Genomic DNA, 25758 nt, shown 5'->3' on the forward strand with positions numbered 1-25758 from the left:
GCTCCATCATTTTTTCTCACTTAATTGTTAGTTCCCCTCTGCTTAGCCGAAATTAACGCCGGTCTTTTTGAGATAATTCCGTCAGGAATATCTATATTTGTTTCTCCATATTGGAAATCCCTGCCTATTGCCATAGCCTGATATGAAAATTAGTCCAATTATTCATAGCGGCTTACTCCTCAGGTGGCCTGACAGACGTCAGTACCGCGTGTGGGGTAATCAGTTGTTATTTTCGGTTTTTCATTAACGGCAATACTTCGTATTTTTGGGATCAGTGACCATGAAGAGTGTGCATCTTTTTTCCTATCGCAAAGACATCGACGGGCTGCGGGCCCTCGCAATCCTGCTGGTGGTCTTATTCCACTCTGGCGTCGGCGCGTTATCAGGCGGATTTATTGGCGTTGACGTATTTTTTGTTATTTCTGGATTTTTAATTGGCAGCATTATCTCCAGAGAAATAAGCAATAACACCTTCACCTTTTATCAATTTTACGTTCGACGCATCCGCCGTATTGCCCCCGCCCTGTTCTTTATGTTGTTTTGCATCACCGCATTAAGCTACAGCATTTTGTCACCGCTGGAATTCCGCGATCTGGCAAAGTATGTCACCGCCGTATTGCTGTTTATTCCCAACGTCATGCTGTTGAAAGGCATTGATTACTTCAATCCTAACGCCGACCTCAATCCGATGCTGATGACCTGGTCGCTGGGCATTGAAGAGCAATTTTATTTTGTGCTGCCGGCATTGATGATTATTGCCCACCGGTTACGATTTTCACTGAAAGCGGTCATTGTTACTCTCAGTCTGGCCTCGCTGGTCGCGGGTATTATCATCACCCCGATCAACGGCAACAGCGCGTTTTACCTGTTGCACACCCGGGCGTGGGAGCTTGGTGCAGGGGTGCTGTTGGCTTTGTGGCGCAACCAGCCGGTGACCGGCAGCAAAGGCGTGCCGTTGACGCTGGTGGGCCTGCTGTTAATCCTGCTGCCGGTGTTTTTCCTCGATAAAGAGAGTGCTTTTCCCGGCTTCCTCGCGCTGATGCCGGTGGTCGGCGCGGTGCTGATTATTCTTACCCATAACCGCCTGCACCAGACTCTGCTGGAAAACCCGCTGATGGTATTTATCGGCAAGGTTTCCTACTCATGGTATTTGTGGCACTGGCCGTTACTGAGCCTGGCCCGTATTAGCGCGAACGAACCTTTAAGCGTGGTGCAGGGATTATCCATCAGCGCTGGTGCACTGCTGATTGCCACCTTTTCCTGGTACTTTGTCGAGAAGCCGTTCCGGCGTCCGGCCCAGCCGCAACAGCGTATTATAACGTCCTACGCGATTTTATGCGTGGTCGGTATTCTGTCATTCGTTTCTATCTATATGACCGGCGGACTGAAATATCGCGTCAACGACTTGGTGAACAACGGTGAGCTTTTTAAGGTCGAGGCGGAAACCAATCCCTGCCTGTTAACCTATGGTGCCAACCTGCCGTCAACCAATAGTCTGTGTATGCCGGCGATAGCAGTGCCGGCTGTGGCGCTGGTGGGCGACAGCCATGCTGCGGCGCTGCGCTCGGCGGTAGCGCAATATGCCTTAAAAAATAAAAAGCCCTTATTCCAGATGACCAAATCCTCCTGTCCATTTTTGATTGGCAGCAGCCGCTATATGCTGGATCATCCTGAACAGGGCGACCAATGTACCGCCTTTAATAAAGAAGTGATGAAAACGTTACTCAGTGACAAGGTCGACGAAGTGGTGATTACCGCATTCTGGTCATCCGGTTTTTCATTAATTCCCGGCTATGGCTATCGCTCAATCGATGGGAAACAAAAGGATAATTATCTGGCGCTCGATCAGGGGCTGGGTAATGCGGTCAAACTATTACGCGCGGCGAATAAGAAAGTGACGATAGTGGAAGATGTGCCGAGTCTGGATATCGATCCCCTGCGTTACAGCATTACCCAGAATATCCCGCTGCGGGCGAAAATTAACGCGTGGCTGAGTAACGACTCTGGCGGAAATACGGCTGCTGACCGCACGCTGCGTTTTCATCTGACGGAAGATAAAATCAATAAAATCCTCGTCGCCTATGCGCAGCCGGGCGTAAAAGTGCTCAATTTGAAAGAGAATTTATGCACGCAACAAGGCTGTCTGATTGCCAGTAAAGGCTTGCCGCTTTACTACGACACCCATCACCTGACCGATCTGGGCAGCAGCATTGCGCTGGGCAACAATTTGTAGCCTTGCCTAAAGCGTCACGGTTTCAATGGCCTGACGATTGCGTTACTGTCAGGGGCCTGGCACGCCCCTGACTCAATGCTAAGCAAAGGAAAACATGGACGCTAAACTCTCCCTTGTGATCACCCTGATGGTTTCTCTTCTGTGCGGGGTCTTCAGCCCGTGCGTCGCGGCGAAAGCGGAAGATTACACGCTGGAAAAAGTGGTCGAAGTCAGCCGCCATGGCGTGCGGCCGCCAACGTCAGGCGATCGTCAGTCGATTGAAGCGGGCACGCAGCGCAGTTGGCCGCGCTGGTTAACGGCCGACGGCAACCTGACCGGCCACGGTTACACCGCCGTCTGGTTAAAGGCCCGCTATGAAGCCGGGCGCTATCGCCAGCTGGGCGTGCTAAAAGCCGGCTGCCCATTCCCTGGCGACGTCTATATCCGTTCCAGTCCGTTGCAGCGTACTCAGGCCAGCGCAGAAGCCTGGTCTGCGGCCGCGTTCCCTGGCTGCGGCGTTCCGGTGCATGCGCTGGACAAAGACGATGCGCTGTTTGCCTTCCCCTTGGATAAAGTCAGTGAGTCGCAAAAGGCGCGCTATAAGCAGGAAGCGCTGGACGCACTGGGCGGCACGCCCGAACAGGCGCAGCAGCGTCTGCAACCACAAATTGACGCCCTCAAACATGCCGTTTGCCAGCATCACCAGCCCTGCCCGGCATTCGATCGGCCCTGGACACTGAACGTCTGGTCGAATGGCGGCATCGCTATCCAGGGGCTGGATACCCTGGCGGCAATGGCAGAAAGCATCCGCTTAGCCTGGAGTGAGGATCAGCCGTTGAGCAAGGTGGCGTTTGGCCAGGCGGATAGCGCGGCCCGGGTCAGCGCATTACTGCCTTTGCTGACGGCGAAATATGATTTCACCAACGATTTGCCTTCCGCCGCACGCCGGGGCGGATCGGTGTTGCTGGATCAGATTGCCAAAGCGTTGCAAACCTCTCCGTCGCAGGATGCGCCACCCGACGTGCGCTGGTTGTTGTTCGTCGCCAGCGATATCAACCTTTCCTACCTGCGCACGCTGCTGCACTTCAGCTGGCAACAGGGCGATTATCCGCGAGGCAATCTGCCGCCCGGCGGCAGCCTGGTGTTTGAACGCTGGCGCGATAATCTCGGTACGCGTTTTCTCCGGGTCTACTTCCAGTCGCAAAGTCTGGATCAACTGCGCCAGCTGACGCCCATCAGCGCCAGGGATCCGTTGCTGACCACGGAATGGCACCCCGACGGCTGCAAACGCACCGAGGTGGGCACGCTGTGCCCTTATGACGCGACCTTACAGCGTATCGAGCAGGCGACAGATCGCTCAAGTCGGGTGCCGGTCAACTACCCTCAATCCGCATCGCAGCCATAAAAAAACCGCCCACGTTGGGGCGGTTGTTAAACGCTTAGCGCGGTTAAGCGTTGGCGTTCTTGTTCAGCGTTTTCTTCACAAACTGCCAGCTCACCAGCAGCACCACCAGCCAGGCTACACCGACATACAGCGAAATCCGCGTATCCGGGAAGTAACCAATCAGGCCGATGATAAAGATGAGGAACAGGATGCCCACGATGGCGGTAAAAATGCCGCCTGGCACGGCAAACTTCAGCGCTTTCGCCTGCTCTTTGGTCAGCGAGCGGCGGAAACCAATCTGGGCGAAGAGGATCATAATCCACACCCAAACGGTGGCAAAGGTCGCCAGTGAGGCGATCACCAGGAACACTTTTTCCGGCATCAGGTAGTTCAGGTAGACCGCCACCAGCATCGCCGCCATCATCACCAGCACCGTCACCCACGGAATGCCACGACGGGAAACCGTAGCGAACATTTTCGGCGCGTGGCCCTGCTCTGCCATACCGTGCAGCATACGTCCGACGCCAAACACATCGCTGTTAATCGCCGACAGTGAGGCGGTGATCACCACAAAGTTCAGGATCGCCGCCGCTGCCGCAATGCCCATATGCTGGAAGGTCAGCACGAACGGGCTGCCGTTGGTGCCGACCTGGTTCCACGGGAAAATCGACATAATCACGAACAGCGTGCCGACATAGAACACCAGAATACGCAGCGGAACGGTATTGATCGCTTTCGGAATGGAGGTTTCAGGATCTTTCGCTTCACCTGCGGTAATGCCGATGATCTCAATGCCGCCATAGGCAAACATCACAATCTGCAGTGACAGCACCATGCCGATCACCCCATGGGCAAAGAAGCCGCCGTTGGTCCACAGATTATGGATGCCGGTCGGCTGACCGCCGTTGCCGATACCCCAGAAGATGATGCCGATACCGGCGACAATCATAATAATAATGGTCGCGACCTTGAACAGCGACAGCCAGAACTCCACTTCCCCGAACACTTTCACCGTGGCCATGTTAATGGCACCGATAATCAGCACCACGCTCAGCACCCAGATCCAGTGCGGAACGTCCGGGAACCAGACGCCCATATAGATACCAAAGGCGGTAACATCGGCGATGGCGACAATCAGGATTTCGAAACAGTAGGTCCAGCCGGTGATATACCCCGCCAGCGGGCCAAGGTAGTCCTGCGCATAGCGCGAAAAGGAGCTGGCCTGAGGATTGTTGACGGACATTTCGCCGAGCGCGCGCATGATGATATAGGCAATCGCGCCGCCGATAATATACGCGAGAATAACGCTCGGACCGGCCATTTTCATCGCGTCTGCCGAGCCATAGAACAGCCCGGTGCCGATTGCCGATCCCAATGCCATAAAACGAATGTGGCGGGTACTCAGTCCCTTTTTGAGCGTATTTTTTGTCATGTTTCGGGTTCTGCTTTCACTCTGACTGCGTCTTCTGCCGCACGGGCAACAGAAGACGCGGGGTTAAGACTATTTCTGCTGCGCGCTGACCTGCTCACGACCGCCGGAGACGCGGTCATACACGGCCACCAGTACCAGCATGGCCAGCGATGGCGGCAACCAGGCCAGACCTTGTTCTGCCAGCGGCAGATGCTGGGCAAATGCCGGCAGCGAATCTTTCCAGCCGGTAGTTTTGATCGCATCAACAATGCCGAACAGCAGGCTTACCAGCATGGTTGGCGCAATAATGCGGGTGTTTTTGTTCCACCAGCTAAGGGTAAAGCTCAGCAGCACCAGCACGATGCACGGCGGATAAATCGCAGTCAGCACCGGAATGGAGATGGCAATCAGATGGCTCAGGCCGAGGTTAGACACCACCATTGAGAACAGACCCAGCACAAACACCAGCTGGCGATAGCTCAGCGGCAGGTACTGCTCAAAGAACTCGGCACAGGCACAGGTCAGGCCAACCGCCGTCACCATGCAGGCAACAAAGATCAGTGCGGCAAGGAACACGCTGCCCATGCCGCCGAAGGTCTGCTGAACATAGGCGTGCAGGATAGCGGCGCCGTTGGCGCCCTGATCAACGATAGCTGAACTGTTGGAACCCAGCTTGAACAGCGCCAGATACACCAGCGTCAGGCCAACACCGGCAATCAAACCGGCCAGCACGGTATAACGCGTCAGCAATTTCGCGTCACTGACGCCACGCGAACGCGCTGCGTTGACAATCACGATGCCGAACACCATCGCCCCCAGCGTATCCATGGTCAGGTAACCATTAACGAAGCCGCTGGAGAACGCCGCATGTTGATACGCCTCGGTCGCCGGGGCCAGGCCGCCAGCAGGCCAGATCAGCGCTGCGATGCCCAATATCGCCAGCGCCACAATTTTCAGCGGCGCCAGGAAGTGGCCAACGGTATCCAGCAGTTTGCCCGGATACAGGGAAATGCCGATCACCAGCGAGAAGTAAATCAGGCTGTAGATAAACAGCGGCAGCCAGCCGTCACCGGTCAGTGGCGCGATGCCGACTTCAAACGAGACGGTTGCGGTACGCGGCGTGGCGAACAGCGGGCCAACGGCAAGGTAGCAAACGGTCGCCAGCACCAGACCGGCTGCTTTACCGATTGGCGTACTCAGCGCATCCACGCCGCCGCCGACACGGGCCAACGCAATAACGGTGATCACCGGCAGACCTACGGCAGTGAGCAGGAAGCCGAGAGCCGCAATCCAGACATGTTCACCAGACTGGATGCCGACCATTGGCGGGAAAATGATGTTACCTGCACCCACAAACAGCGCAAAGGTCATAAACCCCAGTGCCAGGATGTCTTTGGAAGTTAAACGATTCGTCATAAGCAGAAAATTAGCCCGTACTGGTGTTAAGTGAAGTCGCGATGTCAGCTTCATCACCCTGCCTGCACTAAAAACGCCAGAATTTCAGACCGATACAGGGCAATTGTCTGTCCTGAGGTCGCTCTGGTAGCGGATTTGCGCTGATTTTAATCTGTTTACAGGGGGATAACGTAAAAACGGCGCTAAGTAAACCGTTTATAGGGCAGAAAGGCAAGGCGGGATCGGAAAAGCAGAGCGATATGTTGCAAAAAAAGAACCAGCCAGTGGTTCGCTTCAGGTTATCGGCTGGATGCCTTACATGATTTGTATTTTATTTGTGCAACGTGGGGTTAATTTCTGCATGGAATGGGCTGATGATGCACAAAAGGCGCGGAATTCCGCGCCTTTTACACACGTTGATGCAGGGTTACCAGACGTCTTTGGCGATATCGACCACCAGACGCAGCTTCGCCCACTGCTGCTCTTCAGTCAGGCTGTTGCCCTCTTCGGTGGAGGCAAAGCCACACTGCGGGCTCAGGCAGATTTGATCGAGGCTGACAAACTGCGCCGCTTCGGCAATCCGCGCTTTCACCGTTTGCGGATTTTCCAGCTCACCGTCTTTAGTGGTGATCAGGCCCAACACCACCTGCTGCTGGCCGGGTTTGATAAAGCGCAGAGGCTCGAAGCCGCCGGAACGCTCGTTATCATACTCCAGGAAGAAGGCATCAATATTCACGGTGCCGAACAGAGTTTCTGCCACCGGCTCATAGCCGCCTTCGGAGATCCAGGTGGAACGGAAGTTGCCGCGACAGACATGCAGACCAATGGTCAGATCGTCCGGCTTGCCTTCGATCGCTTTATTCAGCACCTGTGCATAGATGCGCGCCAGCTGTTCTGGATCGTCGCCGCGCTCGCGGATCTGGCTTTTCTGATCTTCGGAACAGAGGTAAGCCCAGACGGTGTCGTCGAGCTGTAAGTAACGGCAGCCGGCCGCATAAAATGCGCTAATCGCGTCACGGTACACGGTGGCCAGATCGTCGAAGTAGTCGTTAAGATCCGGGTAAACGTTGGCGTCGATCGCCTTACGTCCACCGCGGAAGTGCATCACGCTTGGGCTCGGAATGGTCATTTTCGCCACCGCATCGCCGCTGATGCTTTTCAGGTAGCGGAAGTCTTCCAGCATAGGGTGGTTGCCGAAGGCGATCTTGTCGGTGACACGGATACCGTGCGCTTTAGTCTGCACGCCGTTGAACTGGATGCCCTGCTCAGACTCATAGCGCTCTACGCCTTCCAGGCCATCGAAGAAGTCAAAGTGCCACCACGCGCGGCGGAATTCGCCGTCGGTGACCACTTTCAGTCCACAGGCGCGCTGATGAGTGACCACATCGCGAATGGCTTCATCTTCAATACGACGCAGGGCAACGGCATCAATCTCACCCTTCTGGAACTGCTCGCGCGCCTGTTTGATGGCGGCGGGACGAAGGAAGCTGCCTACCACTTCGGCACGATACTGAGCTGAATCTCTTTGCATGTTGTGTCACTCCTGACCTGCGCACACGCGCATAATTTACCGTTGAAATTATCACGAATCGTTATTCTTAGACTTCTGGATGTCTACATGTCCAGACGTAAGAGTGTCACGAGAGTAAAGCAGGCGCAAACGAGGAAAATTCATCAGACATGAAAAAAATTCATCTTGGCCGGTATTAACGGTCTTCAATCAGCGCACGCGCCTGCCTGACCTGCTCTGGCGATAGCGGCAGATATCCCGCTTGGGTGACCAGCGCCTGGCCGTCAGCGGATAACACGTGATGAAGAAACGCGGCGGTAAGCGGTTCCAGCGGCTTGCCGGGCGGTTTATTGACGTACAGGTACAGCTTGCGGGCGTAAGGATAACGCCCGCTGCGAATATTGGCCGCATCCGGTGCCACCCAGTCCCGGCCATCGCGGGACACCGGTAATGTCTTCACGCCGCTAAGATGAATGCCCATGCTGGCATAGCCAATGGCATTCAGCGTGCCCGCCACGGCCTGCACCACCGCCGCAGAGCCGGGATATTCCCCGACATCGTTGCGGAAATCGCCATTACATAACGCCTGCTGCTTGAAAAAGCCCCAGGTGCCGGAAGCGGAATTGCGGCCAAAGCGCTGCAAAGGACGGGATACCCAGCCCGGTTGAGTTAACTGCACATCGCCCCAGCGATGCACCGCGGAGAGCGCGCCACAGCGGCGGGTAACGGAAAAAATCGCATCAAGCTGCTGCGTATTCAGTCCCTTGATCGGGTTGTCCTGATTGACCACCACCACCAGCGCATCCATCGCCACCGGCACGGCCAGCGGTGGATAGCCATAGCGGTCCTCGAACAGCTGGCGCTCAACCGCCTGCATCGGGCGACTCATTGCGCCAATCTGCGCCGCGCCGGCCGCCAGCGAGGTGGGTGCGGTAGAGGAACCGGCGGCCTGCACCTGCACATTCACGCCCGGAAACTGCCGGTTGAAGCTCTCGCCCCACAGCGTCATTAAGCTGCCGAGAGTATCCGAGCCAACGCTGGTCAGGTTACCGGCCAGCATCCCCTCTTGTGCCTGGGTGGTCAGGCTGAAACAGGCCAGCAGCATCAGAAACAGCTTTTTCATCACAGGGTTCCGCTACGATCATCGAACCGCATTCTGTGCCAACTCGCTGCTGACAATCAACCTTGGTGGTAAGGAGAAGCTGAAACAGGTCTCTTTGCCGGGCTGGCTGGTAATATCCAGCCGGGTGTTGTGGTGGCTGAGCGCATGCTTGACGATCGCCAGGCCAAGTCCGCTGCCGCCGGTTTGCCGCGAGCGGGCCTTATCGACGCGGTAAAAGCGCTCGGTCAGTCGGGGAATATGCTCCTGCGCAATGCCCGGACCGTTATCCTTCACCTTGAATTGCGCGCCCTGTGGGGTTCTCAGCCAGCTGATATCAATGCGCGTGCCGGCCGGGGTGTGGTTAATCGAGTTGTACACCAGGTTTGAGATGGCGCTGCGCAGCTGTTCATCATTGCCATACACCCGCAAATCCGCGTCCATATTGAAGTGAATCTCGTGCCGGCCCTGGCTCAGGGTTTCCGCTTCACGCTGCAGCAGACGCAGCATCATCGGCACGTCGACCTTTTCCTGCAGATCCAGCGCCGGTGCGGCTTCAATGCGCGACAGGGTCAGCAACTGTTTCACCAGTCCGTCCATGCGGCGGGTCTGCTCCTGCATGGTGTGCAGGGCCTTGTCACGCAGCGGGCCTTCCATCACCGAATCGTTCATCATCTCCAGATAGCCCTGCAGCACCGTTAACGGCGTACGTAGCTCATGGCTGACGTTAGCAAAGAAGTTGCGGCGGGCACCCTCAAGCTGATGCATCTGCGTCACATCGCGGGCCACCAGCAGCCATTGCCCTTCCGAGTAAGGCATTACGCGGAATTCCAGCTGACGATTGCTGTTCAGCACCAGCGTTAACGGTCGGGTAAAATCGCGCTGCCGCACATAGCGCGTAAACTCGGGATAGCGCAGCAGGTTAAGGATGTTCTGACCATTGTCTTCCGGCCAGCGCAGTCCCAGCATCTGTTGCGCCAGGCCGTTACACCAGAAAATGGTGCCCTCTTCGGTGGTCAATACCACCGCATCAGGTAAGGATTCGGCGCCACTGCGAAAGCGTTTGATAAGATGGCCCAGCTCACGCCGACGCCGACGATTTCTCGCCTGCATCTGGTAAAGGCCATAAAAGAGAGGTTCCCAGCTGCCACGCCCCGCCGGTGGCGTCATGCTGCGGTCAATCCACAGCCAGTGGGATAAACGAAGTAAATTAGCGAAATGCCAGCCCAAAACGGCTAACACCGATACCAGTAGCAGCCAGGGCAGGTAGCCCACCAGCAGCCCCAAAATCAGGGCCGGAAGGCAGGCGAGCACCACTTCCAGCAACAATCTCTTCCAGGAGAGGCGTTCCAACACGGTGAAGACTCCAGTGCGAACGATCAGTAACGTGCAGAGAAACGGTAACCTGTTCCGCGAACCGTCTGCACCATGCGATCGTGCCCGGTCAGTTCCAGCGCTTTACGCAAGCGGCGAATATGAACGTCAACGGTACGATCTTCGACGTACACGTTAGTGCCCCAGACGTGATTAAGCAACTGCTCACGGCTGTAAACCCGCTCAGGATGGGTCATAAAGAAATGCAGCAGCTTGTATTCCGTCGGCCCCATTTCCAGCGGCTGGGTGTCTGACATCACGCGATGTGACGAAGGATCCAGGCTCAGTCCCTGCATCTCAATCACTTCTTCCACCGCCATTGGCGAGATCCTGCGCATCACCGCTTTAATCCGCGCCACCAACTCTTTCGGCGAAAACGGCTTGGTAATATAGTCGTCAGCCCCGACTTCCAGACCGCGAACGCGATCTTCTTCTTCACCGCGCGCCGTCAGCATCATCACCGGAATGTCGCGGGTCATCGCTTCACGCTTCAAATGCTTGATAAACTGAATGCCTGATCCACCAGGCAGCATCCAGTCCAACAGGATCAAATCAGGCCAGGGTTCGATAAGCAAATTAACCGCACTGTCATAATCTTCCGCTTCTATCGGTTGATAGTCATTTTGCTCCAGCACGAAACACAACATCTCACGGATTGGGGCTTCATCTTCGACTACCAGAATACGCTTAGCCATTATTGCTCCTGCTACTGTGACGGAATGTCACTGGATTTGCGGCGTCATTATGCGTCAGTTTTATGACAGTTTTATGAAAAAAGCACGGCCCGGACCGCCGTTTTATAACACTTTTGTGAAGGTTCCAGTCATTCAGACTGGGGTTTTACGCGTTGCTGTTTATAATCGTCGACTCTGCCTTGCGCCTCAAAGGGAACTCATGCGAATAATCCACACGTCAGACTGGCATCTGGGCCAATTTTTTTACACCAAAAGCCGCGCCCCGGAACATCAGGCTTTTACAGACTGGCTGCTGGCTCAGGCGGTGGAACATCAGGTGGATGCCATTATCATCGCGGGGGATATCTTCGACACCGGTTCACCGCCCAGCTATGCGCGTGAGCTGTATAACCGTTTCGTGGTCAACCTCCAGAAAACCGGCTGTCAGCTGGTGGTGCTGGGTGGCAATCATGATTCCGTCGCCACGCTGAACGAATCGCGTGAGCTGCTGGCCTGCCTCAATACCCGGGTGATCGCCGCGGCCAGTGATGATATCGCCCAGCAGGTGGTGATCCTGAATAAGCGCAACGGCGAACCTGGCGCGGTCCTGTGCGCCATCCCCTTCCTTCGCCCGCGTGATATTACCGTCAGCCAGGCCGGTCAGTCTGGCCATGAGAAGCAGCAGACTCTGCTGGACGCCATCACCCAGCATTACGATCGCTGCTGGCAGGCGGCGCAGGCCGAGCGGCAAAGGCTGGATTTACCGTTGCCGATTATTGCTACCGGCCATCTGACCACCGTCGGCGTGACCAAAAGTGATGCGGTACGCGATATCTATATCGGCACGCTGGATGCTTTTCCGGCCCAGGCATTTCCCCCGGCGGATTACATCGCGCTCGGTCATATCCACCGCGCGCAGCGCATCGCCAACACGGAGCATATTCGCTACAGCGGCTCCCCTATTCCGCTCAGTTTTGACGAGTTGGGCAAAGACAAAAGCGTGTTTCTGGTCGACTTTGCCGACGGCAAGCTGAGCCAGGTTGAAACGCTCTCCGTCCCGCTGTTTCAGCCGATGCAGATGATCAAAGGCTCACTGGAAGAGATTGAGCAGCAGCTGGCCGCGATTGCGCCGCGTGAAGATGGCAAGCCGGTGTGGCTGGATATCGAGATTTCCACCCAGGCGTGGCTGAACGATCTTCAGCGGCGTATTCAGGAACTGACGCAGGCGTTGCCGGTTGAGGTGGTGCTGTTGCGCCGCAGCCGCGAGCAGCGGGAACAGGTTATCGACCGGCAAAACAACGAAACCCTCAGCGAACTCAGCGCGCAGGAGGTGTTTAGCCGCCGTCTGGCGCTGGAAGAAAATGAACAGCCTGAACGGCTGGCGCGGGCGACGGAGCTGTTCACCCTGACGCTGGCAGAAATTGATGATGAGGTGCAACCGTGAAAATCCTGACGCTACGGTTCAAAAACCTCAACTCGCTGAAAGGCGAATGGAAGATTGATTTTACCGCCGAGCCCTTTGCCAGCAACGGTTTGTTTGCCATCACCGGCCCGACCGGCGCGGGAAAAACCACCCTGCTGGATGCCATCTGCCTGGCGCTGTACCACGAAACGTCGCGGCTGGGGAAACTCTCGCAGACGCAGAACGATTTGATGACCCGCGACACCTCAGAATGTCTGGCCGAGGTTGAATTTGAAGTGAAAGGCGTGGCCTGGCGGGCATTCTGGAGCCAGAACCGCGCACGCGGCGCGGTGGATGGGAATTTGCAGGCCCCGCGCGTCGAGCTGGCCCGCTGTGATGACAACAAAATCGTCGCCGATAAGGTGAAAGACAAGCTGGATATGCTGACGGCGCTGACCGGGCTGGATTTCGAGCGCTTCACCAAATCGATGATGCTGTCGCAAGGGCAGTTTGCCGCCTTTCTGAATGCCGATGCCAACAGCCGGGCGGAGCTGCTGGAAGAGCTGACCGGCACCGAAATCTACGGTCGCCTGTCCGCCAACGTCTTTGAACGGCATAAAAACGCCAAAGTGGCGCTGGATACGCTGCGCGCGCAGGCCAGCGGCATGGCGCTGCTCGACGAAGAGCAACTGCAGCTGCTAACAACCCAGTTAGAGCAGCTGGTGAAGGATGAGCAGGCGCTCACTTCGCAACATCAGCAGCACAGCCTTTTATGGCAATGGCAGCAGCAATATCACGCGGCCTTGCAGGCGCTAAAAGCGGCCGAAGACGATCATCAGCAGGCCGAAAGCGCCTGGCAACAGGACAGCAGCGAACTGGCCCGTCTGGTTCAGGCCGAACCGGCAGAAAAACTGCGCCCGCTCTGGCAACAACGCGAACAGTATCAGCAGGATGCACATCAGCTCAGCGTCCAGCTGCTTAGCCTGTCCCAGCAAAAAGATCTGGCTCAGCAGCAGCTGATCGGCTTAACCCGGCAGCTGAAAGCGGCCGATGAGGCACGCCAACAGCATGAAGCGCATCGCCAGCAGCAGGAAACGGTGATTACCGACAGAGTGCTGCCGCTGGATAACCGCATCGCCACGCTGAACCAGCAAAACCAGCTGCTCGAAAAAGAGGTCAGTGAGTACCAACAATCTCTTAATCGTCGGCAGGACGCCCTGCAACAGAACCAGAAATCCCAGGCTGAGAAGCAGCTTCTGCAGCAGCAAACCCGCCAGTGGCAGCAGGCGCATCCACACTTTTCCGGCTGGGGTGCCTCCCTTCCCCTGTGGCGCGTGCGCTTTGAGCAGCAGCATCAGAGCGAACTGGCGCTGACTGCACTACAGGCACGTAGTGCGCAACAGGCCGCTCAGGTGGTTCAGCAGGAACAGCATTACACCGCACTCGATCGGCAGATACAGCCTCAGCAACAGCAGCTGGAACAGGCTAAAACCCGCTGTGATGAAGCTGAAAAATTGCATCACCAGCGTCAGCTGCAGCATCCGGAAGATCGGCTGCAGGCCTCGCTGGCCCAGCTCAGCCAGCAACGTCCACTCCGACAAACCCTGGCGCTCCTCATCCCGCAGTGGCAGCAGTTGCAAACCCGCATGCAGCGACAGCAAACCAGCCAGTCAGAAGGTCAAAAACAGCTGAAGCTGACCGAACAGCAACTCGAGGTGCTGCGCGCGAACTGGAAAGAGAAGCATCAGCACTGGCAGGATCTGGAGAAGCGCTGCGAGCTTGAGAGGCGCATTGCCGGGCTGGAGCAGCAGCGGGCCTTACTGGAAGCCGGTCAGCCTTGTCCGCTGTGTGGCTCGTGCGAGCATCCTGCGATTGCCGACTATCAGGCCCTTGAGCCGTCAGAAAATCAGCAGCGGCTGGTCAAACTGAAAGCCGAGGTCGATAGCCTGAAAGATCAGGGCACGGCGACGCGTGAACAGTTGAAAAACCTGCAGCAGCAGGCGGAGAAAGAGCAGCAGTTGCGGGAAGAGAACGAGCATGAAGCCGCACAGTTACAAAGCCAGTGGCAGACCGCAGTCAATGGCCTGGCGTTAACCCTGACGCTGGCAGACCGGGAAGAAACGCAGCAATGGCTGGCCGATCAGGACCAGTCAGAAGCTGAGGGTCAGGCTAACTTACTCAGCCTGCAGAAAAGCGCGCGTGAACTGCAACAGCAGAAGGATGCGCTGAACCAGCAGCAGAATGAGCTGGCAGCTTTGCAGCAGCAGCAACAGCTGGCAGGTCAGCAACTGCTTACTACCCGACAGGCACTGAGCGAGCTGGAGCAGCAGCATAAACAGCAGCAGGCCGCCGTGCAGCAGCAGCGCGACGACCTGCAGGCCTCGCTGGCCAAATCTGCGCTGACGCCACCCGAGCCGGGCAGCCATGAAAGCTGGCTGGCCAGCAGACAAGATGAGTGGCAGCAGTGGCTGAAAGCGGAGCAGGCGCTAACTGACCTGTTGCCACAGCTGACGACCCTTGCCACTCAGCAGCAGGCATTGAGCGATGAGATCGGCCGCGAAAAATCGCGCCTTGCGGAAATGGCACTGCGCCTTAACGCCGAAGCTGAATCGCTGAGCGAATTGAGAGCCCAACGCCTCAAGCTGTTTGGCGAGCAGGCGACTTCAGCGGTGCAACAGCAGCTGCGTCTGGATTCTCAGCGCCATGCGGAAAGCAGCCAGGCCTGCCTGCAACAGTGGCAGACTCAGCAGAACCAGTTAAATACACTGACCGGACAGCATAACTCACTATCTGAGCAGTCGGTTGCGCTGGCACGACGGCTTGAAGATGCTCAGCAATCACTGAATACCGCGCTGGCCGACAGTCATTTCAGTGATGAAGCGGCCTTCACTGCGGCATTGCTGGATGAAGAGCAGACCTTGAAACTGCGTGCGTTGCAAAAGCAGCACGACCAGCGTCGCCAGCAAACCAGCGTATTGCTGCAACAGGCGCAAAAAAACCGGGATCGTCATCTTGAGCAGAAACCCGCCGAACTCACGGAGCAAACTGAGGCGTTAAGTGAAGCGGTCGGCCGGCTGGCTAATCAGCTGAAAGAGAATAATCGTCAGCAAGGGGAAACCCGACAGCAGTTAACCAGCGATGCCGCACGTCGCCAGCAGCAGCAATCGTTACTGGAACAAATCAGGCAGAACGAACAGGAAGTGGAAGACTGGGGCTATCTCAACCAGCTGATCGGTTCCCGCGAAGGGGATAAATTCCGTAAGTTCGCCCAGGGACTGACCCTTGACCACCTGGTGTGGCTGGCGAACAACCAGCTGAACCGGCTGCACGGACGCTATCTTTTGCAGCGTAAATCAAAAGAGGCGCTGGAGTTGCAGGTGGTGGATACCTGGCAGGCAGATTCGCTGCGCGATACCCGCACCCTGTCCGGTGGCGAAAGTTTCCTCGTCAGCCTTGCGCTGGCATTGGCGCTGTCGGACCTGGTCAGCCATAAAACCCGCATTGAATCGCTGTTCCTCGACGAAGGCTTTGGCACGCTGGATGCGGAAACGCTGGACAGTGCGCTGGACGCGCTGGATGCCCTGAATGCCAGTGGCAAAACGATTGGCGTGATCAGCCACGTGGAAGCGATGAAAGAGCGCATCCCGGTGCAGATCAAGGTCAGAAAAGTCAACGGATTGGGTTACAGCAAGCTGGAAACGCCTTCGGCGTAAAGCGGGCGCCTGGAGGGCGCCCGTTCATGACTTACAGGGTCGGCGATTTCGCGCGCGGCCCTTTTAAAATGCCGCCATTGTCATTAGCGCTGAGCAAACGGGCACTGGTGACAGAGGCCACGGTATGCGCCTCATCGCTGACGTTGTTGACGATCTGCTTCACCGCCGCCGCAACCAGCATCCCCACCAGTCCCTGGTTATTGTTGTTTTCGTTGTTCGCCGCGGTGGCCAACCCACTCCAGATCTGCGTGCCGGTGCGCAAATCCACCAGTTTTGCAGTGGCCGTCACCTGGGTCACGCTGTCTACCACAATGTACCTGGTGCCGTACGAGGTGATATCGATGTAAAGCGCCGCATCCGCATTGAAGATACTGCGCAACTTAGCCGCGCTGACGCCACGAATGTCGTTGGCATTGGTCAGGCCGTTCTGATTAAAGGTCTCTTCCACCACGGCGACCGGGAAGACGTAGTAGCCCGATTCCGCCAGCGGCTGCGTTACCAGCGAGGCAAAACTGTGGGCGGCATTGATATCCGTGGTGCGATTTTCCGCAGGCAGCACCAGAATCGAGGCCGGCTTGCTGGCACGGAACGCAGTGTAATCATAAGGCGTTTTTTTGGCGCAGCCGGTCAGGGCCAGCACCGCCAGGACGGCGGAAATAACTAAGATTTTCTTCATTAATTTGCTCCCTGCTTATTACGCATCAGAAAGTCCATATAGTGAGCGGATTCTGGAAACGCGGTTTTCTCGGCGTTAAATTGCTCAAATGCCAGATCCGGATGACCGGTATCGACATACAACAATCCCAATTGCGCGCGCAGGCCTGGCGCTACCGGTTTATTTTTGGCATGGGCTTGCTGAATAACTGCATTAAGCGTCTCAATTTCTTTTTCAGGTGCCGCAGTTTTTTGGTAATAACTATAAAGCGAGGGCTGATAGTCACCCCAATAATAGATATTGCTACTTTTTTCGGCGCAGGCCGTCAATAACAGCGCGGTTGTCGCGATGAGCAGTGTCTTATTAATACGCATTGTTTTCCCTTCCCTGAGTTATTTAGCTACGCGCCATGCGCCGGACTCCAGTCCGCTGACCAGATGATTTACCGCTTCACGCATCGCCAGATCGATCACCTTGCCATTCAACGTCGAGTCATAGCTGGCGGTGCCGCCAAAGCCAATTACTTCACGATTTGAAAGCTGATATTCGCCCGCGCCCTGCACGGAATAAACCACTTCAGAGGTGGCAACATCGACGATGTTCAGGTTCACTTTCGCATAAGCAACCTGCGTTTTCCCCCGACCCAGAATGCCCCACAGCTGTTGATCGCCAACTTCCTTGCGCCCAAACTCGGTGATATCGCCGGTCACCACATAGTCCGCACCCTTGATGGTCTGCGCGCTGCGCTTGTAGCCCGCTTCAGCCTTCAGCTCATCCAGGTTGGCGCGATCCAGCACGTTAAAGCGGCCGGTTTGCTGCAGGTGGGTGATCAAAATCGTTTTAGACTGATTACCCAGACGATCGACGCCATCTGAGAAGATGCCGTTCATATACGCGGAGCGGTTATCGAACTTACCGACCGCGATGGGGCTTTTAGCGCCCTGCCAGGCCGGTTGCGTGGCAGCTGTCACCTGAGGCGCTTCAATGGCACGCGAGGATTCGGTGGCGCAACCGCTGAGCATGGCGCTACTTAATAAGGTCAATGCGAGGACGTTAATATAAGGTTTCATTTCTGTTCCATGAATTAAGGTGAAAACCCGTCTGACGGCTTCATTTACGGCAAACCTGTTGCTCTACTTACCGAAGCACTTAATAAAAACACGCATAACTTACGCTGGAAGAGGAGAATTGAAAAATAATTTATTTCCGTTAGTAAGTAAATTCCCTGCCAGTTTGTTTTAATCTGAGAGAATATTTCCGCTGAAGTAGAGATTTATCTGTAAAGAGTCTGACGGCGAAAAAAGAGTCAGCCAGCAAGTAGCTAACAGGATAAACTATCGGCTGGACGTCAGGATTCTTTAGAAATAGTGATGAATAAATGAAAATGAATCGGCACAAAATGGCATGGGTGTTGGCGGCAACGGTGATGACGACGCTGCTGGCCGGCTGCCAGTCAGCTAAAAATACTCAGCAAAATGCCCCGGCGACGGCGCAGGAAATGCAGGCGTTTGCTGACCAGCAGTGCAGAGCCGCCACCGCAGAAATGTCTCAGGAAGACTGCCGTTACTACGCGAAAATGCAGTACGGTATTCAGCGCAATTTTTATGACCACGCGCGTTATGTCGGACGCGAATGCGTGCTGACCATCAGCTGGAAACAGAATGGGCGGTATAGCGTGTTGAGTACGTCGGGCGATGAGCAACTGTGTAAGAAAGCCTGGGGCGTGGTCAGCAGCGCGGAAAATCTGCCCGCGCCACCGAAAAAATTCCCCAGCGAAATTATTCTCGACTTCAAGCCGGCCGGTTAACCGGCCAACTCGTGCTGCCGCCACTGACGTGGGCTGATGCCAAACCAGCGGCGGAAGGCGCGGGAAAAGGCGCTGACTTCGGAATAGCCCAACAGCAGCGCCATTTCTGAAATTGGTAGCTGGCGCTGTTGCAGGTAGTGCTTGGCCATTTCGCAACGCACCTTGTCCACCAGCGCGGTGAAGCTCAGGTTTTCATCGCGTAGCCGCCGTTGCAGCGACCAGCTCGACAGCCCCATTTTTTCAGCCACTTCCTCCAGCACCGGCTCACCTTTCAGCAATACCAGATGCACCTGCGCACGGGCCTGATCGACAATATTTTGTTGGGGCGTGGCGCTGTTCAGGCGGCGGATCGCATCCTGCATCACCATTAACAGCATCGGATCGCTGTCCGGCATCGATCGTGCCAGATCGCGTTTCGGGATCAGTAATGAGTTGAAGGGTTGATCAAAATAGACCGGCGCATCGAACACTTTGCAGTGCTCATGCCATTGTGAAGGCCGTGGATGCTCGAAATGGACCTCTCTGGGTGCCCAGTTTTTACCCGCCACGTGGCGAATAAGATTCATAAACATCCCCAGCGTCAGTTCCGCATCCTGACGGCGACAGAGGATCGCGCCGTGGCGTACCTGGTAATCCAGCCGCCAGCAATCCCCTTTATCGACCAGCCGGGTGAGCGTGTCGTGCTGATGATACGGAAAGGCATTCACCACGTTCTGCAACGCCTGTTCCAGCGTCGCCGAACACAGTCCGACGTAACCAATCAGACCTAATGACTGCGGTTTAAACTGCTTGCCGTAGTGCAAACCGAAGTTATCAAAACCTGAATAACGCGCCGCTTCTTCCATCACGCGACAGTAGTTGATCAGCCCAAGGCTTAAGGTCGGGCTGGAAAGCAGTTCGGGATCGATGCCGCTGACGCCAAAAATGCGGTCGACATCGCCGCCCTTCTCACTGATAAAACTGCTCAGGCCGCTGGCTGCCGCCGCCAGAACCCCACGATTACTGACGGCGCTGGCATTCAGCGCCGTTGCCATGTCAGGCTGTCTGATAAGACCGGTTTCCATCATCGTCGCCTCGGCGTAGAAAATATGCTGCTAATGCAGCAATATTCATACCAACCTCGGCGGTGACGTTTAAAAACAAGATGTTATGACAGGACAATCACGGGCAGATGCGGTACCCGCAGCATGCCTGCCCGTTCCGGGTGCAACTCAGGCGCCAACCGGAAGCTCGCGGGTCTCCAGGTAGCGGCGGCACAGGCGCACAGAATGATCCGCCCACTGTGGGCCAAGACTGTGCGCCATCTCGGTTTCGGCATGGGATCCGGCCCACGCCATCAGCTGGATGCGGCGCTGGATCAGCAGGGTTGGCAGCATCGCCATCTCTTCATCACTGATATGGGCAATCTGCTCGTAACCTTTGATCCAGTGCTCCACCCACTCCGCTGCACGAGGATGGTGCTCGACAAAACTGATCGCTGCCGCAAGATCGTGCAGATACCAGCCCATGCCGCAGTCGTCGAAGTCGATTACCCGCGTCTCACCTTTGTGCAGCAGCAGGTTGGTCAGCCGCAGATCCGCATGGATCAAGCCGTAGCGCGAGGCGTCTTTGCCGAAGATCGTCAGTTCGCTCCCGACGCGGGCAATCGCTTCTTCCACCACCGGACGATCCTGCAGACGCAGATTCGGTACATCGCGCCAGTCGCCCCAGTGACTCTGCGGGCTGACCATCGTCTGGTGATCCCAGATGATGCGCTGGAATCCCGCCGGCTTCTGCCAGCTTTTGCTGTGCTGATGCAGGCGGGCGGTGATATGGCCTAACTGCTGGAAGGCACGCGGATCGACCTCGGTGGTTGGCATCTCGCCTTCAATCCAGTCAAACAGCACCACATGGCGCTCGCTACCGTCTTCCAGTTGCAGCGTCTGCACGGTCTGACCCTCTTTATCCGGCACCGCCTGCGGCACCACGATGCCGGTTTCCCGCAGCGCATCGAGCCAGTGCAGTTCACTTTCGATATCCGCACGCTGATGATAATTGCCGCGATGCAGGCGCAGCGCGTAGCGCTTGCCACCGGCTTGCAGTAAAAACGTGGCGTTCTCTGAGCGGCAAAGCAGGCTCAGCGTTCCCTGCAAGGCTGCGGGATAACGGGTGAGCGTGCGCTCAGCAAGGTTCAGCAGCGCGGCTGTATCCAGGTTGTCATATTGCGTGGCAGTCATAGTCTGGCTCCGTGATGGTTGGCTGTCGGTTACCCGCCGTGTGATACCAGCATGGCGTCACCTGCCTCTGACCCGCTTGACCGCAGATGACCCTCTTTTGACTTTAGCGTGCATCTGGCGCTTTTTTTGCTTCTGAGTTGACAGCAGAGCACAAAATTCCTTACGCCAGCGTCAAGTATTCCGGCGGGCCGCGGCTGCATTATCGACTGACAATAAAACTCATCACGGGGAATGCGTTATGACAGGCAAACTGAAGCCCACTCTGGGCACAATACATCTGTGGGGCATTGCGGTAGGTCTGGTGATTTCCGGCGAATATTTTGGCTGGAGTTACGGCTGGGGTGTGGCGGGAACCTTAGGATTCCTGGTCACCACCGCGCTGATCGCCCTTATGTATACCTGTTTTATTTTTAGCTTTACCGAACTGACCACGGCGATCCCGCATGCCGGTGGCCCTTTTGCTTACAGTCGTCGCGCCTTTGGCGAAACCGGTGGCCTGATTGCCGGTATGGCAACCCTGATTGAGTTCGTCTTTGCCCCGCCGGCCATTGCGATGGCTATCGGCGCCTATCTCAACGTGCAGTTCCCCGATCTGAATCCGAAATATGCCGCGGTGGGCGCCTATATCATCTTTATGACGCTGAATATCCTTGGCGTTAAGCTAGCGGCGATGTTTGAGCTGGTGGTGACGGTGTTAGCAGTGCTTGAGCTGTTGGTGTTTATGGGCGTAGTCGCGCCGGGCTTCAGCGTGGCAAACTTCGCCGCCAATGGCTGGTCGGGTGGCGAGCACTTCGGACTGCCTGCGCTTTCCGGGATTTTTGCCGCTATTCCGTTCGCTATCTGGTTCTTCCTCGCCATTGAAGGGGCCGCGATGGCCGCTGAAGAAGCGAAGGATCCGAAACGCACCATTCCGAAGGCCTATATCAGCGGTATTCTGACGCTGGTGATCCTGGCCATTGGCGTGATGCTGCTGGCCGGCGGCGCGGGTGACTGGCGTAAGCTGTCGGACATCAACGATCCATTGCCACAGGCGATGAAAATGGTGGTGGGCGAAAACTCCGGCTGGATGCATATGCTGGTGTGGATTGGGTTGTTTGGCCTGGTGGCGAGCTTCCACGGCATTATTCTGGGCTATTCCCGCCAGTTCTTCGCCCTGTCCCGCGCTGGCTATCTGCCTGCCGGACTGGCTAAGCTGTCCCGCTTCCAGACGCCACACCGCGCGATCATTGCCGGTGGCTTGATTGGCATTGCCGCGATCTTCAGCGACAGCTGGATTAACCTGCAGGGCATGACGCTGACCGCCGCGATGATCACCATGGCGGTGTTCGGTGCCATCGTGATGTATATCATGAGCATGCTGAGCCTGTTCCGTCTGCGCCGCACTGCGCCAGAGCTGGAGCGCAGTTTCCGTGCGCCGGGCTACCCAATCGTTCCGGGCATTGCGCTGGTACTGGCCGTGGTCTGTCTGATTGCCATGCTGTGGTTTAATGCGCTGATTGGGGCCCTGTTCGTGGCCTTTATGGTGGCAGGCTATATCTACTTCCTGATGACCAAAAACCAGCGTGCCAACGCACCGCGCGATGCGATGCTGGCAGGCGAGTAAGCAAGAAACAGGGCCGACCCCCGGCCCTGTTTTTTTACTGCGGCCAGAGCCAGGCGGCGCCACGTACGCCACTTGAATCGCCGTGAACCGCTTTACGCAGCGGGGTTTCACACTCACCGCCAAACACCCACTTCTTCATCAACTGCGGCACGGTCTGATACAGACGGTCGTTATTGCTCATGCCGCCGCCCATCACAATCATTTCCGGATCGAAAATATTGATGATGTGCGCCAGCGATTTTGCCAGCCGCAGCTCATAACGGCTCATCGCCAGCTCCGCAACCGGATCCTGCTGCTCCAGCAGCGTGATAATCTCCGCGCCTTTCAGCTCCACGCCGCTCAGGCGGTGATAATCCGTGGCGAAGCCGGTGCCGGAGATAAAGGTCTCAATGCAGCCCTGTTTACCGCAGTAGCACGGCACTTCTTCGCGGTAACGCAGCTCATCTTCATCCATCCACGGCAGCGGATTATGCCCCCACTCGCCCGCATTACCGTTGCCGCCAATGTGCGCCTGACCGTTCAGCGCCACACCCGCACCACAGCCGGTGCCGATAATCACCGCAAACACCGTCTGCTTCCCTGCCGCCGCGCCATCCACCGCTTCGGAGACGGCCAGGCAGTTAGCGTCATTGGCGATACGTACCTCGCGGTTAAGCATTTTTTGCAGGTCTTTATCCAGCGGCTGGCCATTGAGCCAGGTCGAGTTGGCGTTCTTCACCAGCCGCGTGTAAGGAGACAGCGTCCCCGGAATGCCGATGCCGACCGTGCCCTGCTCACCGGTCTTCTCTTCGGCCAGCCTGACGAGGCCGACAATGGCGTCCAGCGTCTGCTGATAATCATCACGCGGCGTGGGCACGCGGTGACGGAACAGCGTCTCACCGGATTCAGCAAGTGCTATCACCTCAACTTTCGTTCCACCTAAATCTATTCCGATACGCACTTGTTATTCCTCATTATTTGACGGTCATGGTCTTACCTTAGAAGGCCGGAGGCGGAAAGGCAATGAAACCCCGCCGCCGATTCGCTATCATGCGCGCTGACTTTGAATTAGCGCGCCTGATGCGCGCCCGAGAGGGAAAGCATAATGCTGTGGTTTAAGAATTTAATGGTATATCGTCTGAATCGCGAGATCCCACTGGCGGTTGACGAGATGGAAAAACAGCTTGAGGCATTCTCTTTCGCTCCCTGTGGCAGCCAGGATATGGCAAAAACCGGTTGGGTTTCGCCAATGGGTCCGCGCCATGATGCATTTACCCACGTCAATAATGGCCAGATCCTGATTTGCGCGCGCAAGGAAGAGAAAATCCTGCCTTCCACGGTGATCAAACAGGCGCTGGAAGCCAAAATCGGCAAGCTTGAAGCCGAACAGCAGCGCAAACTGAAAAAGACCGAAAAAGATTCGCTGAAGGATGAAGTGCTGCACAGCCTGCTGCCACGCGCCTTTAGCCGTTTCAGCCAGACCTTCCTGTGGATTGATACCGTTAACAACCTGATCATGGTTGACTGTGCCAGTGCCAAAAAAGCCGAAGATACGCTGGCGCTGCTGCGCAAGAGCCTTGGTTCGCTGCCGGTGGTGCCGCTGACGCTGGAAAGCCCGATTGAGCTGACCATGACCGAATGGGTGCGTTCAGGTGAAACGCCGGCCGGTTTCGCACTGATGGACGAAGCCGAGCTGAAAGCCTTGCTGGAAGACGGCGGTGTGATCCGCTGTAAGAAGCAGGATCTTGTGTGCGATGAGATTGCTAACCATATAGAAGCCGGCAAACTGGTGACCAAACTGGCACTGGACTGGCAGGAGCGCGTGCAGCTGATCCTCTCCGATGATGGCTCGCTGAAGCGTCTGAAGTTTTCAGACACCCTGCGTGAACAGAATGATGATATCGATCGGGATGATGTTCAGGCGCGATTTGATGCCGACTTTATTCTGATGACCAGCGAGCTGGCGGCGTTGGTGAGCAATACGATTGAAGCTTTGGGTGGCGAAGCGAAACGTTAAGCGGATGTATTAAAGAAGCTCAGCGCGAGACGGCTGAGCTTCTTTTGGCGCCGGACGGCGTCGGCCCTTCAGGTTTAATCTTTCAGATAGCGGCACAGATAGGAAGAAGGCTCTGCCACCTGCAGATGAAACTCGCTGTGACCGGGGACGTTAAACACCTGGCCTGGCTCAAAGTGCTTCCACTCGGCTTCACCTGGTAACAACACCTTCAACGATCCGCTGACTACCGTCATCTCTTCCGCCTGGCCGGTGCCAAACGTATATTCGCCTTCCGCCATCACGCCCACACTGGCGCGCCCGGTACTGGCACTGTCGAAACCAATTGATTTCACTTTTCCGTCGAAGTACTCACTGACGTTGAGCATATAAACATCCTTAAAATCAGAGAAAAAGATAACAGTGTAAAAGTGCCGAGAAGTTCTCGTTTACACAAGCAGTTCTGCTGCCAGTTTGGCTATTAACACATTGGACAACAATACCGGAATGCCTAACAGTTTCTGCAGGAAATCCCGGTGCCGCTGGTGGTAGCCCAGACAGTCCAGCACCACCACATCCGCGCCCTGCTCCTGTAAGTGCAGCGCAGCGTCAATCAGATCATCATCGCTGGTTTCCCACGGGCTGGCTACTGCAAAGTGGGGCTTCTGTCCCAGACTTTGCCATTTGTACGCCTGCTCCGCGATATACTCTTCCCGCGCCACCACAATACCAACCTGATGCCCACCGGTGATCGCGTCCACCAGCGGCGGCAGGATACGGTAAGGTTCAAGCAGAATGGCGCTGTCAGTAAACAGGTTTTTGTACTGCCCGCTACACAGCATCAGGATAGTCTCAAAGCCCTGCTGTTCAAGTTCGAGGATCTTGTTTTGCAGCGCCGCTTCCACTTTCGCGGCCGAAAGCACCACGTGAGTGCCGTCTTCCAGGCGGGTCATCACCACCTTTTCATTGCCTGCCGTGGCGTATTTTTGCTGTATTTCGTCATGGGTCAGATCGTCAAGCAATCCAACGTGGGCGATTTGTTCTTCAGGGAGATTTTCCAGTAGCAGAGGATGGAGATCGCTACGGGCAGCCTGGCCTAGTGTAAGTGTTGCAAGTGAGTGTTTCATCGTTTTACTTTCCGCAAAGTTCGCCCTGTCAGCGAACGTAACCGCCAGATCCTCAGTGGTGTCAGCACCGGGAACCACAGATACAGAAAGCATAGCAGCTGCCTCTGAAACAGCGTGAGGGTCAACAGGCGTTGCGGTGTTTTTCAGAAAATCTTTCAAGAGTCAGTCCAGCTCGGGCTAAGGGATGATCGGTTTTTATTTTAT

At 56.2% G+C, this 25758-nt stretch carries 21 protein-coding genes; 7 read left to right on the top strand and 14 right to left on the bottom strand.

The features are described from left to right. Positions 1–280 precede the first annotated feature (280 nt). Entirely contained in the window at positions 281–2233 is a 1953-nt protein-coding gene (locus AC1UKS_RS16845; RefSeq protein WP_482434609.1) for an acyltransferase family protein, read from the top strand. 94 nt (positions 2234–2327) lie between these two features. Further along, positions 2328–3617 (top strand): histidine-type phosphatase, encoded by a 1290-nt coding sequence (locus tag AC1UKS_RS16850; RefSeq protein WP_482434610.1) that lies wholly within the window; start codon positions 2328–2330, stop codon positions 3615–3617. A 43-nt stretch (positions 3618–3660) separates the two neighbouring features. Here AC1UKS_RS16850 and proY read toward each other — a convergent pair whose 3' ends face one another. From proY to phoB, 6 genes are all read right to left on the bottom strand, one after another. Further along, positions 3661–5028 (bottom strand): proline-specific permease ProY, encoded by a 1368-nt coding sequence (gene proY / locus AC1UKS_RS16855; protein WP_265909890.1) that lies wholly within the window; start codon positions 5026–5028, stop codon positions 3661–3663. Between the two features lie 69 nt (positions 5029–5097). Beyond that, on the bottom strand, positions 5098–6423 hold the full coding sequence (gene brnQ / locus AC1UKS_RS16860; protein ID WP_482434611.1) for a branched-chain amino acid transport system II carrier protein: 1326 nt from the start codon (positions 6421–6423) through the stop codon (positions 5098–5100). A gap of 406 nt (positions 6424–6829) precedes the next feature. Further along, a complete protein-coding gene (locus tag AC1UKS_RS16865) occupies positions 6830–7933 on the bottom strand; it encodes a cobalamin-independent methionine synthase II family protein (RefSeq protein WP_482434612.1) in 1104 nt (367 codons plus the stop codon). Between the two features lie 175 nt (positions 7934–8108). Continuing rightward, on the bottom strand, positions 8109–9035 hold the full coding sequence (locus AC1UKS_RS16870) for a PstS family phosphate ABC transporter substrate-binding protein (RefSeq protein WP_265909887.1): 927 nt from the start codon (positions 9033–9035) through the stop codon (positions 8109–8111). Between the two features lie 18 nt (positions 9036–9053). Beyond that, positions 9054–10367 carry a phosphate regulon sensor histidine kinase PhoR gene (gene phoR, locus AC1UKS_RS16875; RefSeq protein ID WP_482434613.1) on the bottom strand — a complete coding sequence of 438 codons (1314 nt, stop codon included), beginning with the start codon at positions 10365–10367 and terminating at the stop codon, positions 9054–9056. Positions 10368–10390: 23 nt separating this feature from the next. Further along, on the bottom strand, positions 10391–11080 hold the full coding sequence (phoB, locus tag AC1UKS_RS16880; RefSeq protein WP_013200999.1) for a phosphate response regulator transcription factor PhoB: 690 nt from the start codon (positions 11078–11080) through the stop codon (positions 10391–10393). A 199-nt stretch (positions 11081–11279) separates the two neighbouring features. On the opposite strand from phoB, the gene sbcD reads away from it, so the two are divergent. Together sbcD and AC1UKS_RS16890 are read left to right on the top strand one after the other, a co-directional pair. After that, entirely contained in the window at positions 11280–12503 is a 1224-nt protein-coding gene (gene sbcD, locus AC1UKS_RS16885) for an exonuclease subunit SbcD (protein WP_482434614.1), read from the top strand. Then, on the top strand, positions 12500–16174 hold the full coding sequence (locus tag AC1UKS_RS16890; protein ID WP_482434615.1) for an SbcC/MukB-like Walker B domain-containing protein: 3675 nt from the start codon (positions 12500–12502) through the stop codon (positions 16172–16174). The genes sbcD and AC1UKS_RS16890 overlap by 4 nt, the downstream gene beginning before the upstream one ends. 31 nt (positions 16175–16205) lie before the next feature. Here AC1UKS_RS16890 and AC1UKS_RS16895 read toward each other — a convergent pair whose 3' ends face one another. Genes AC1UKS_RS16895 through AC1UKS_RS16905 form a run of 3 tightly spaced genes read right to left on the bottom strand, consistent with a single transcriptional unit; the run spans position 16206 to position 17899 of the window. Further along, on the bottom strand, positions 16206–16850 hold the full coding sequence (locus AC1UKS_RS16895) for a DUF799 domain-containing protein (RefSeq protein WP_482434616.1): 645 nt from the start codon (positions 16848–16850) through the stop codon (positions 16206–16208). Beyond that, a complete protein-coding gene (locus tag AC1UKS_RS16900; RefSeq protein WP_265909882.1) occupies positions 16850–17203 on the bottom strand; it encodes a DUF4810 domain-containing protein in 354 nt (117 codons plus the stop codon). The genes AC1UKS_RS16895 and AC1UKS_RS16900 overlap by 1 nt, the downstream gene beginning before the upstream one ends. Before the next feature lie 18 nt (positions 17204–17221). After that, positions 17222–17899 carry a CsgG/HfaB family protein gene (locus AC1UKS_RS16905; protein WP_265909881.1) on the bottom strand — a complete coding sequence of 226 codons (678 nt, stop codon included), beginning with the start codon at positions 17897–17899 and terminating at the stop codon, positions 17222–17224. A gap of 308 nt (positions 17900–18207) precedes the next feature. Here AC1UKS_RS16905 and AC1UKS_RS16910 point away from each other — a divergent pair, with 308 nt between their 5' ends. Continuing rightward, the gene (locus tag AC1UKS_RS16910; RefSeq protein WP_482434617.1) at positions 18208–18636 is read left to right on the top strand and encodes a cell envelope integrity TolA C-terminal domain-containing protein; all 429 of its coding nucleotides are present in this window, start codon (positions 18208–18210) and stop codon (positions 18634–18636) included. Here AC1UKS_RS16910 and qhpR read toward each other — a convergent pair. After that, a complete protein-coding gene (gene qhpR / locus AC1UKS_RS16915; protein ID WP_404828681.1) occupies positions 18633–19700 on the bottom strand; it encodes an AraC-like transcriptional regulator QhpR in 1068 nt (355 codons plus the stop codon). The two genes, AC1UKS_RS16910 and qhpR, sit on opposite strands and share 4 nt — an antisense overlap. Before the next feature lie 147 nt (positions 19701–19847). Further along, the gene (locus AC1UKS_RS16920; RefSeq protein ID WP_265909879.1) at positions 19848–20852 is read right to left on the bottom strand and encodes a phosphotransferase enzyme family protein; all 1005 of its coding nucleotides are present in this window, start codon (positions 20850–20852) and stop codon (positions 19848–19850) included. A 238-nt stretch (positions 20853–21090) separates the two neighbouring features. Between AC1UKS_RS16920 and eat the strand changes: the two genes are divergently transcribed. Further along, on the top strand, positions 21091–22455 hold the full coding sequence (gene eat / locus AC1UKS_RS16925; RefSeq protein ID WP_105759642.1) for an ethanolamine permease: 1365 nt from the start codon (positions 21091–21093) through the stop codon (positions 22453–22455). 34 nt (positions 22456–22489) lie between these two features. On the opposite strand, the gene mak is transcribed toward eat, so the two are convergent. Next, on the bottom strand, positions 22490–23395 hold the full coding sequence (mak, locus tag AC1UKS_RS16930) for a fructokinase (protein ID WP_482434618.1): 906 nt from the start codon (positions 23393–23395) through the stop codon (positions 22490–22492). Positions 23396–23539: 144 nt separating this feature from the next. Here mak and rdgC point away from each other — a divergent pair, with 144 nt between their 5' ends. After that, positions 23540–24451: a recombination-associated protein RdgC gene (gene rdgC, locus AC1UKS_RS16935; RefSeq protein WP_265909878.1), complete on the top strand. Its 912-nt coding sequence runs from the start codon at positions 23540–23542 to the stop codon at positions 24449–24451. A 74-nt stretch (positions 24452–24525) separates the two neighbouring features. On the opposite strand, the gene ppnP is transcribed toward rdgC, so the two are convergent. Together ppnP and AC1UKS_RS16945 are read right to left on the bottom strand one after the other, a co-directional pair. Then, a complete protein-coding gene (ppnP, locus tag AC1UKS_RS16940) occupies positions 24526–24816 on the bottom strand; it encodes a pyrimidine/purine nucleoside phosphorylase (protein ID WP_013200988.1) in 291 nt (96 codons plus the stop codon). A 60-nt stretch (positions 24817–24876) separates the two neighbouring features. Further along, positions 24877–25554 carry an AroM family protein gene (locus tag AC1UKS_RS16945; protein ID WP_053142003.1) on the bottom strand — a complete coding sequence of 226 codons (678 nt, stop codon included), beginning with the start codon at positions 25552–25554 and terminating at the stop codon, positions 24877–24879. Positions 25555–25758 lie beyond the last annotated feature (204 nt).

It is taken from the genome of Erwinia sp. AK-PDG3-5 (genome assembly GCF_056821705.1).

What these genes read in the sequence shown, in the direction of transcription:
- AC1UKS_RS16845 (WP_482434609.1), top strand. Translation starts at nt 281, where the DNA reads ATGAAGAGTGTGCATCTTTTTTCCTATCGCAAAGACATCGACGGGCTG.
- AC1UKS_RS16850 (WP_482434610.1), top strand. Translation starts at nt 2,328, where the DNA reads ATGGACGCTAAACTCTCCCTTGTGATCACCCTGATGGTTTCTCTTCTG.
- proY (WP_265909890.1), bottom strand. Translation starts at nt 5,028, where the DNA reads ATGACAAAAAATACGCTCAAAAAGGGACTGAGTACCCGCCACATTCGT.
- brnQ (WP_482434611.1), bottom strand. Translation starts at nt 6,423, where the DNA reads ATGACGAATCGTTTAACTTCCAAAGACATCCTGGCACTGGGGTTTATG.
- AC1UKS_RS16865 (WP_482434612.1), bottom strand. Translation starts at nt 7,933, where the DNA reads ATGCAAAGAGATTCAGCTCAGTATCGTGCCGAAGTGGTAGGCAGCTTC.
- AC1UKS_RS16870 (WP_265909887.1), bottom strand. Translation starts at nt 9,035, where the DNA reads ATGAAAAAGCTGTTTCTGATGCTGCTGGCCTGTTTCAGCCTGACCACC.
- phoB (WP_013200999.1), bottom strand. Translation starts at nt 11,080, where the DNA reads ATGGCTAAGCGTATTCTGGTAGTCGAAGATGAAGCCCCAATCCGTGAG.
- sbcD (WP_482434614.1), top strand. Translation starts at nt 11,280, where the DNA reads ATGCGAATAATCCACACGTCAGACTGGCATCTGGGCCAATTTTTTTAC.
- AC1UKS_RS16895 (WP_482434616.1), bottom strand. Translation starts at nt 16,850, where the DNA reads ATGAAGAAAATCTTAGTTATTTCCGCCGTCCTGGCGGTGCTGGCCCTG.
- AC1UKS_RS16900 (WP_265909882.1), bottom strand. Translation starts at nt 17,203, where the DNA reads ATGCGTATTAATAAGACACTGCTCATCGCGACAACCGCGCTGTTATTG.
- AC1UKS_RS16905 (WP_265909881.1), bottom strand. Translation starts at nt 17,899, where the DNA reads ATGAAACCTTATATTAACGTCCTCGCATTGACCTTATTAAGTAGCGCC.
- AC1UKS_RS16910 (WP_482434617.1), top strand. Translation starts at nt 18,208, where the DNA reads ATGAAAATGAATCGGCACAAAATGGCATGGGTGTTGGCGGCAACGGTG.
- qhpR (WP_404828681.1), bottom strand. Translation starts at nt 19,700, where the DNA reads ATGGAAACCGGTCTTATCAGACAGCCTGACATGGCAACGGCGCTGAAT.
- AC1UKS_RS16920 (WP_265909879.1), bottom strand. Translation starts at nt 20,852, where the DNA reads ATGACTGCCACGCAATATGACAACCTGGATACAGCCGCGCTGCTGAAC.
- eat (WP_105759642.1), top strand. Translation starts at nt 21,091, where the DNA reads ATGACAGGCAAACTGAAGCCCACTCTGGGCACAATACATCTGTGGGGC.
- rdgC (WP_265909878.1), top strand. Translation starts at nt 23,540, where the DNA reads ATGCTGTGGTTTAAGAATTTAATGGTATATCGTCTGAATCGCGAGATC.
- ppnP (WP_013200988.1), bottom strand. Translation starts at nt 24,816, where the DNA reads ATGCTCAACGTCAGTGAGTACTTCGACGGAAAAGTGAAATCAATTGGT.
- AC1UKS_RS16945 (WP_053142003.1), bottom strand. Translation starts at nt 25,554, where the DNA reads ATGAAACACTCACTTGCAACACTTACACTAGGCCAGGCTGCCCGTAGC.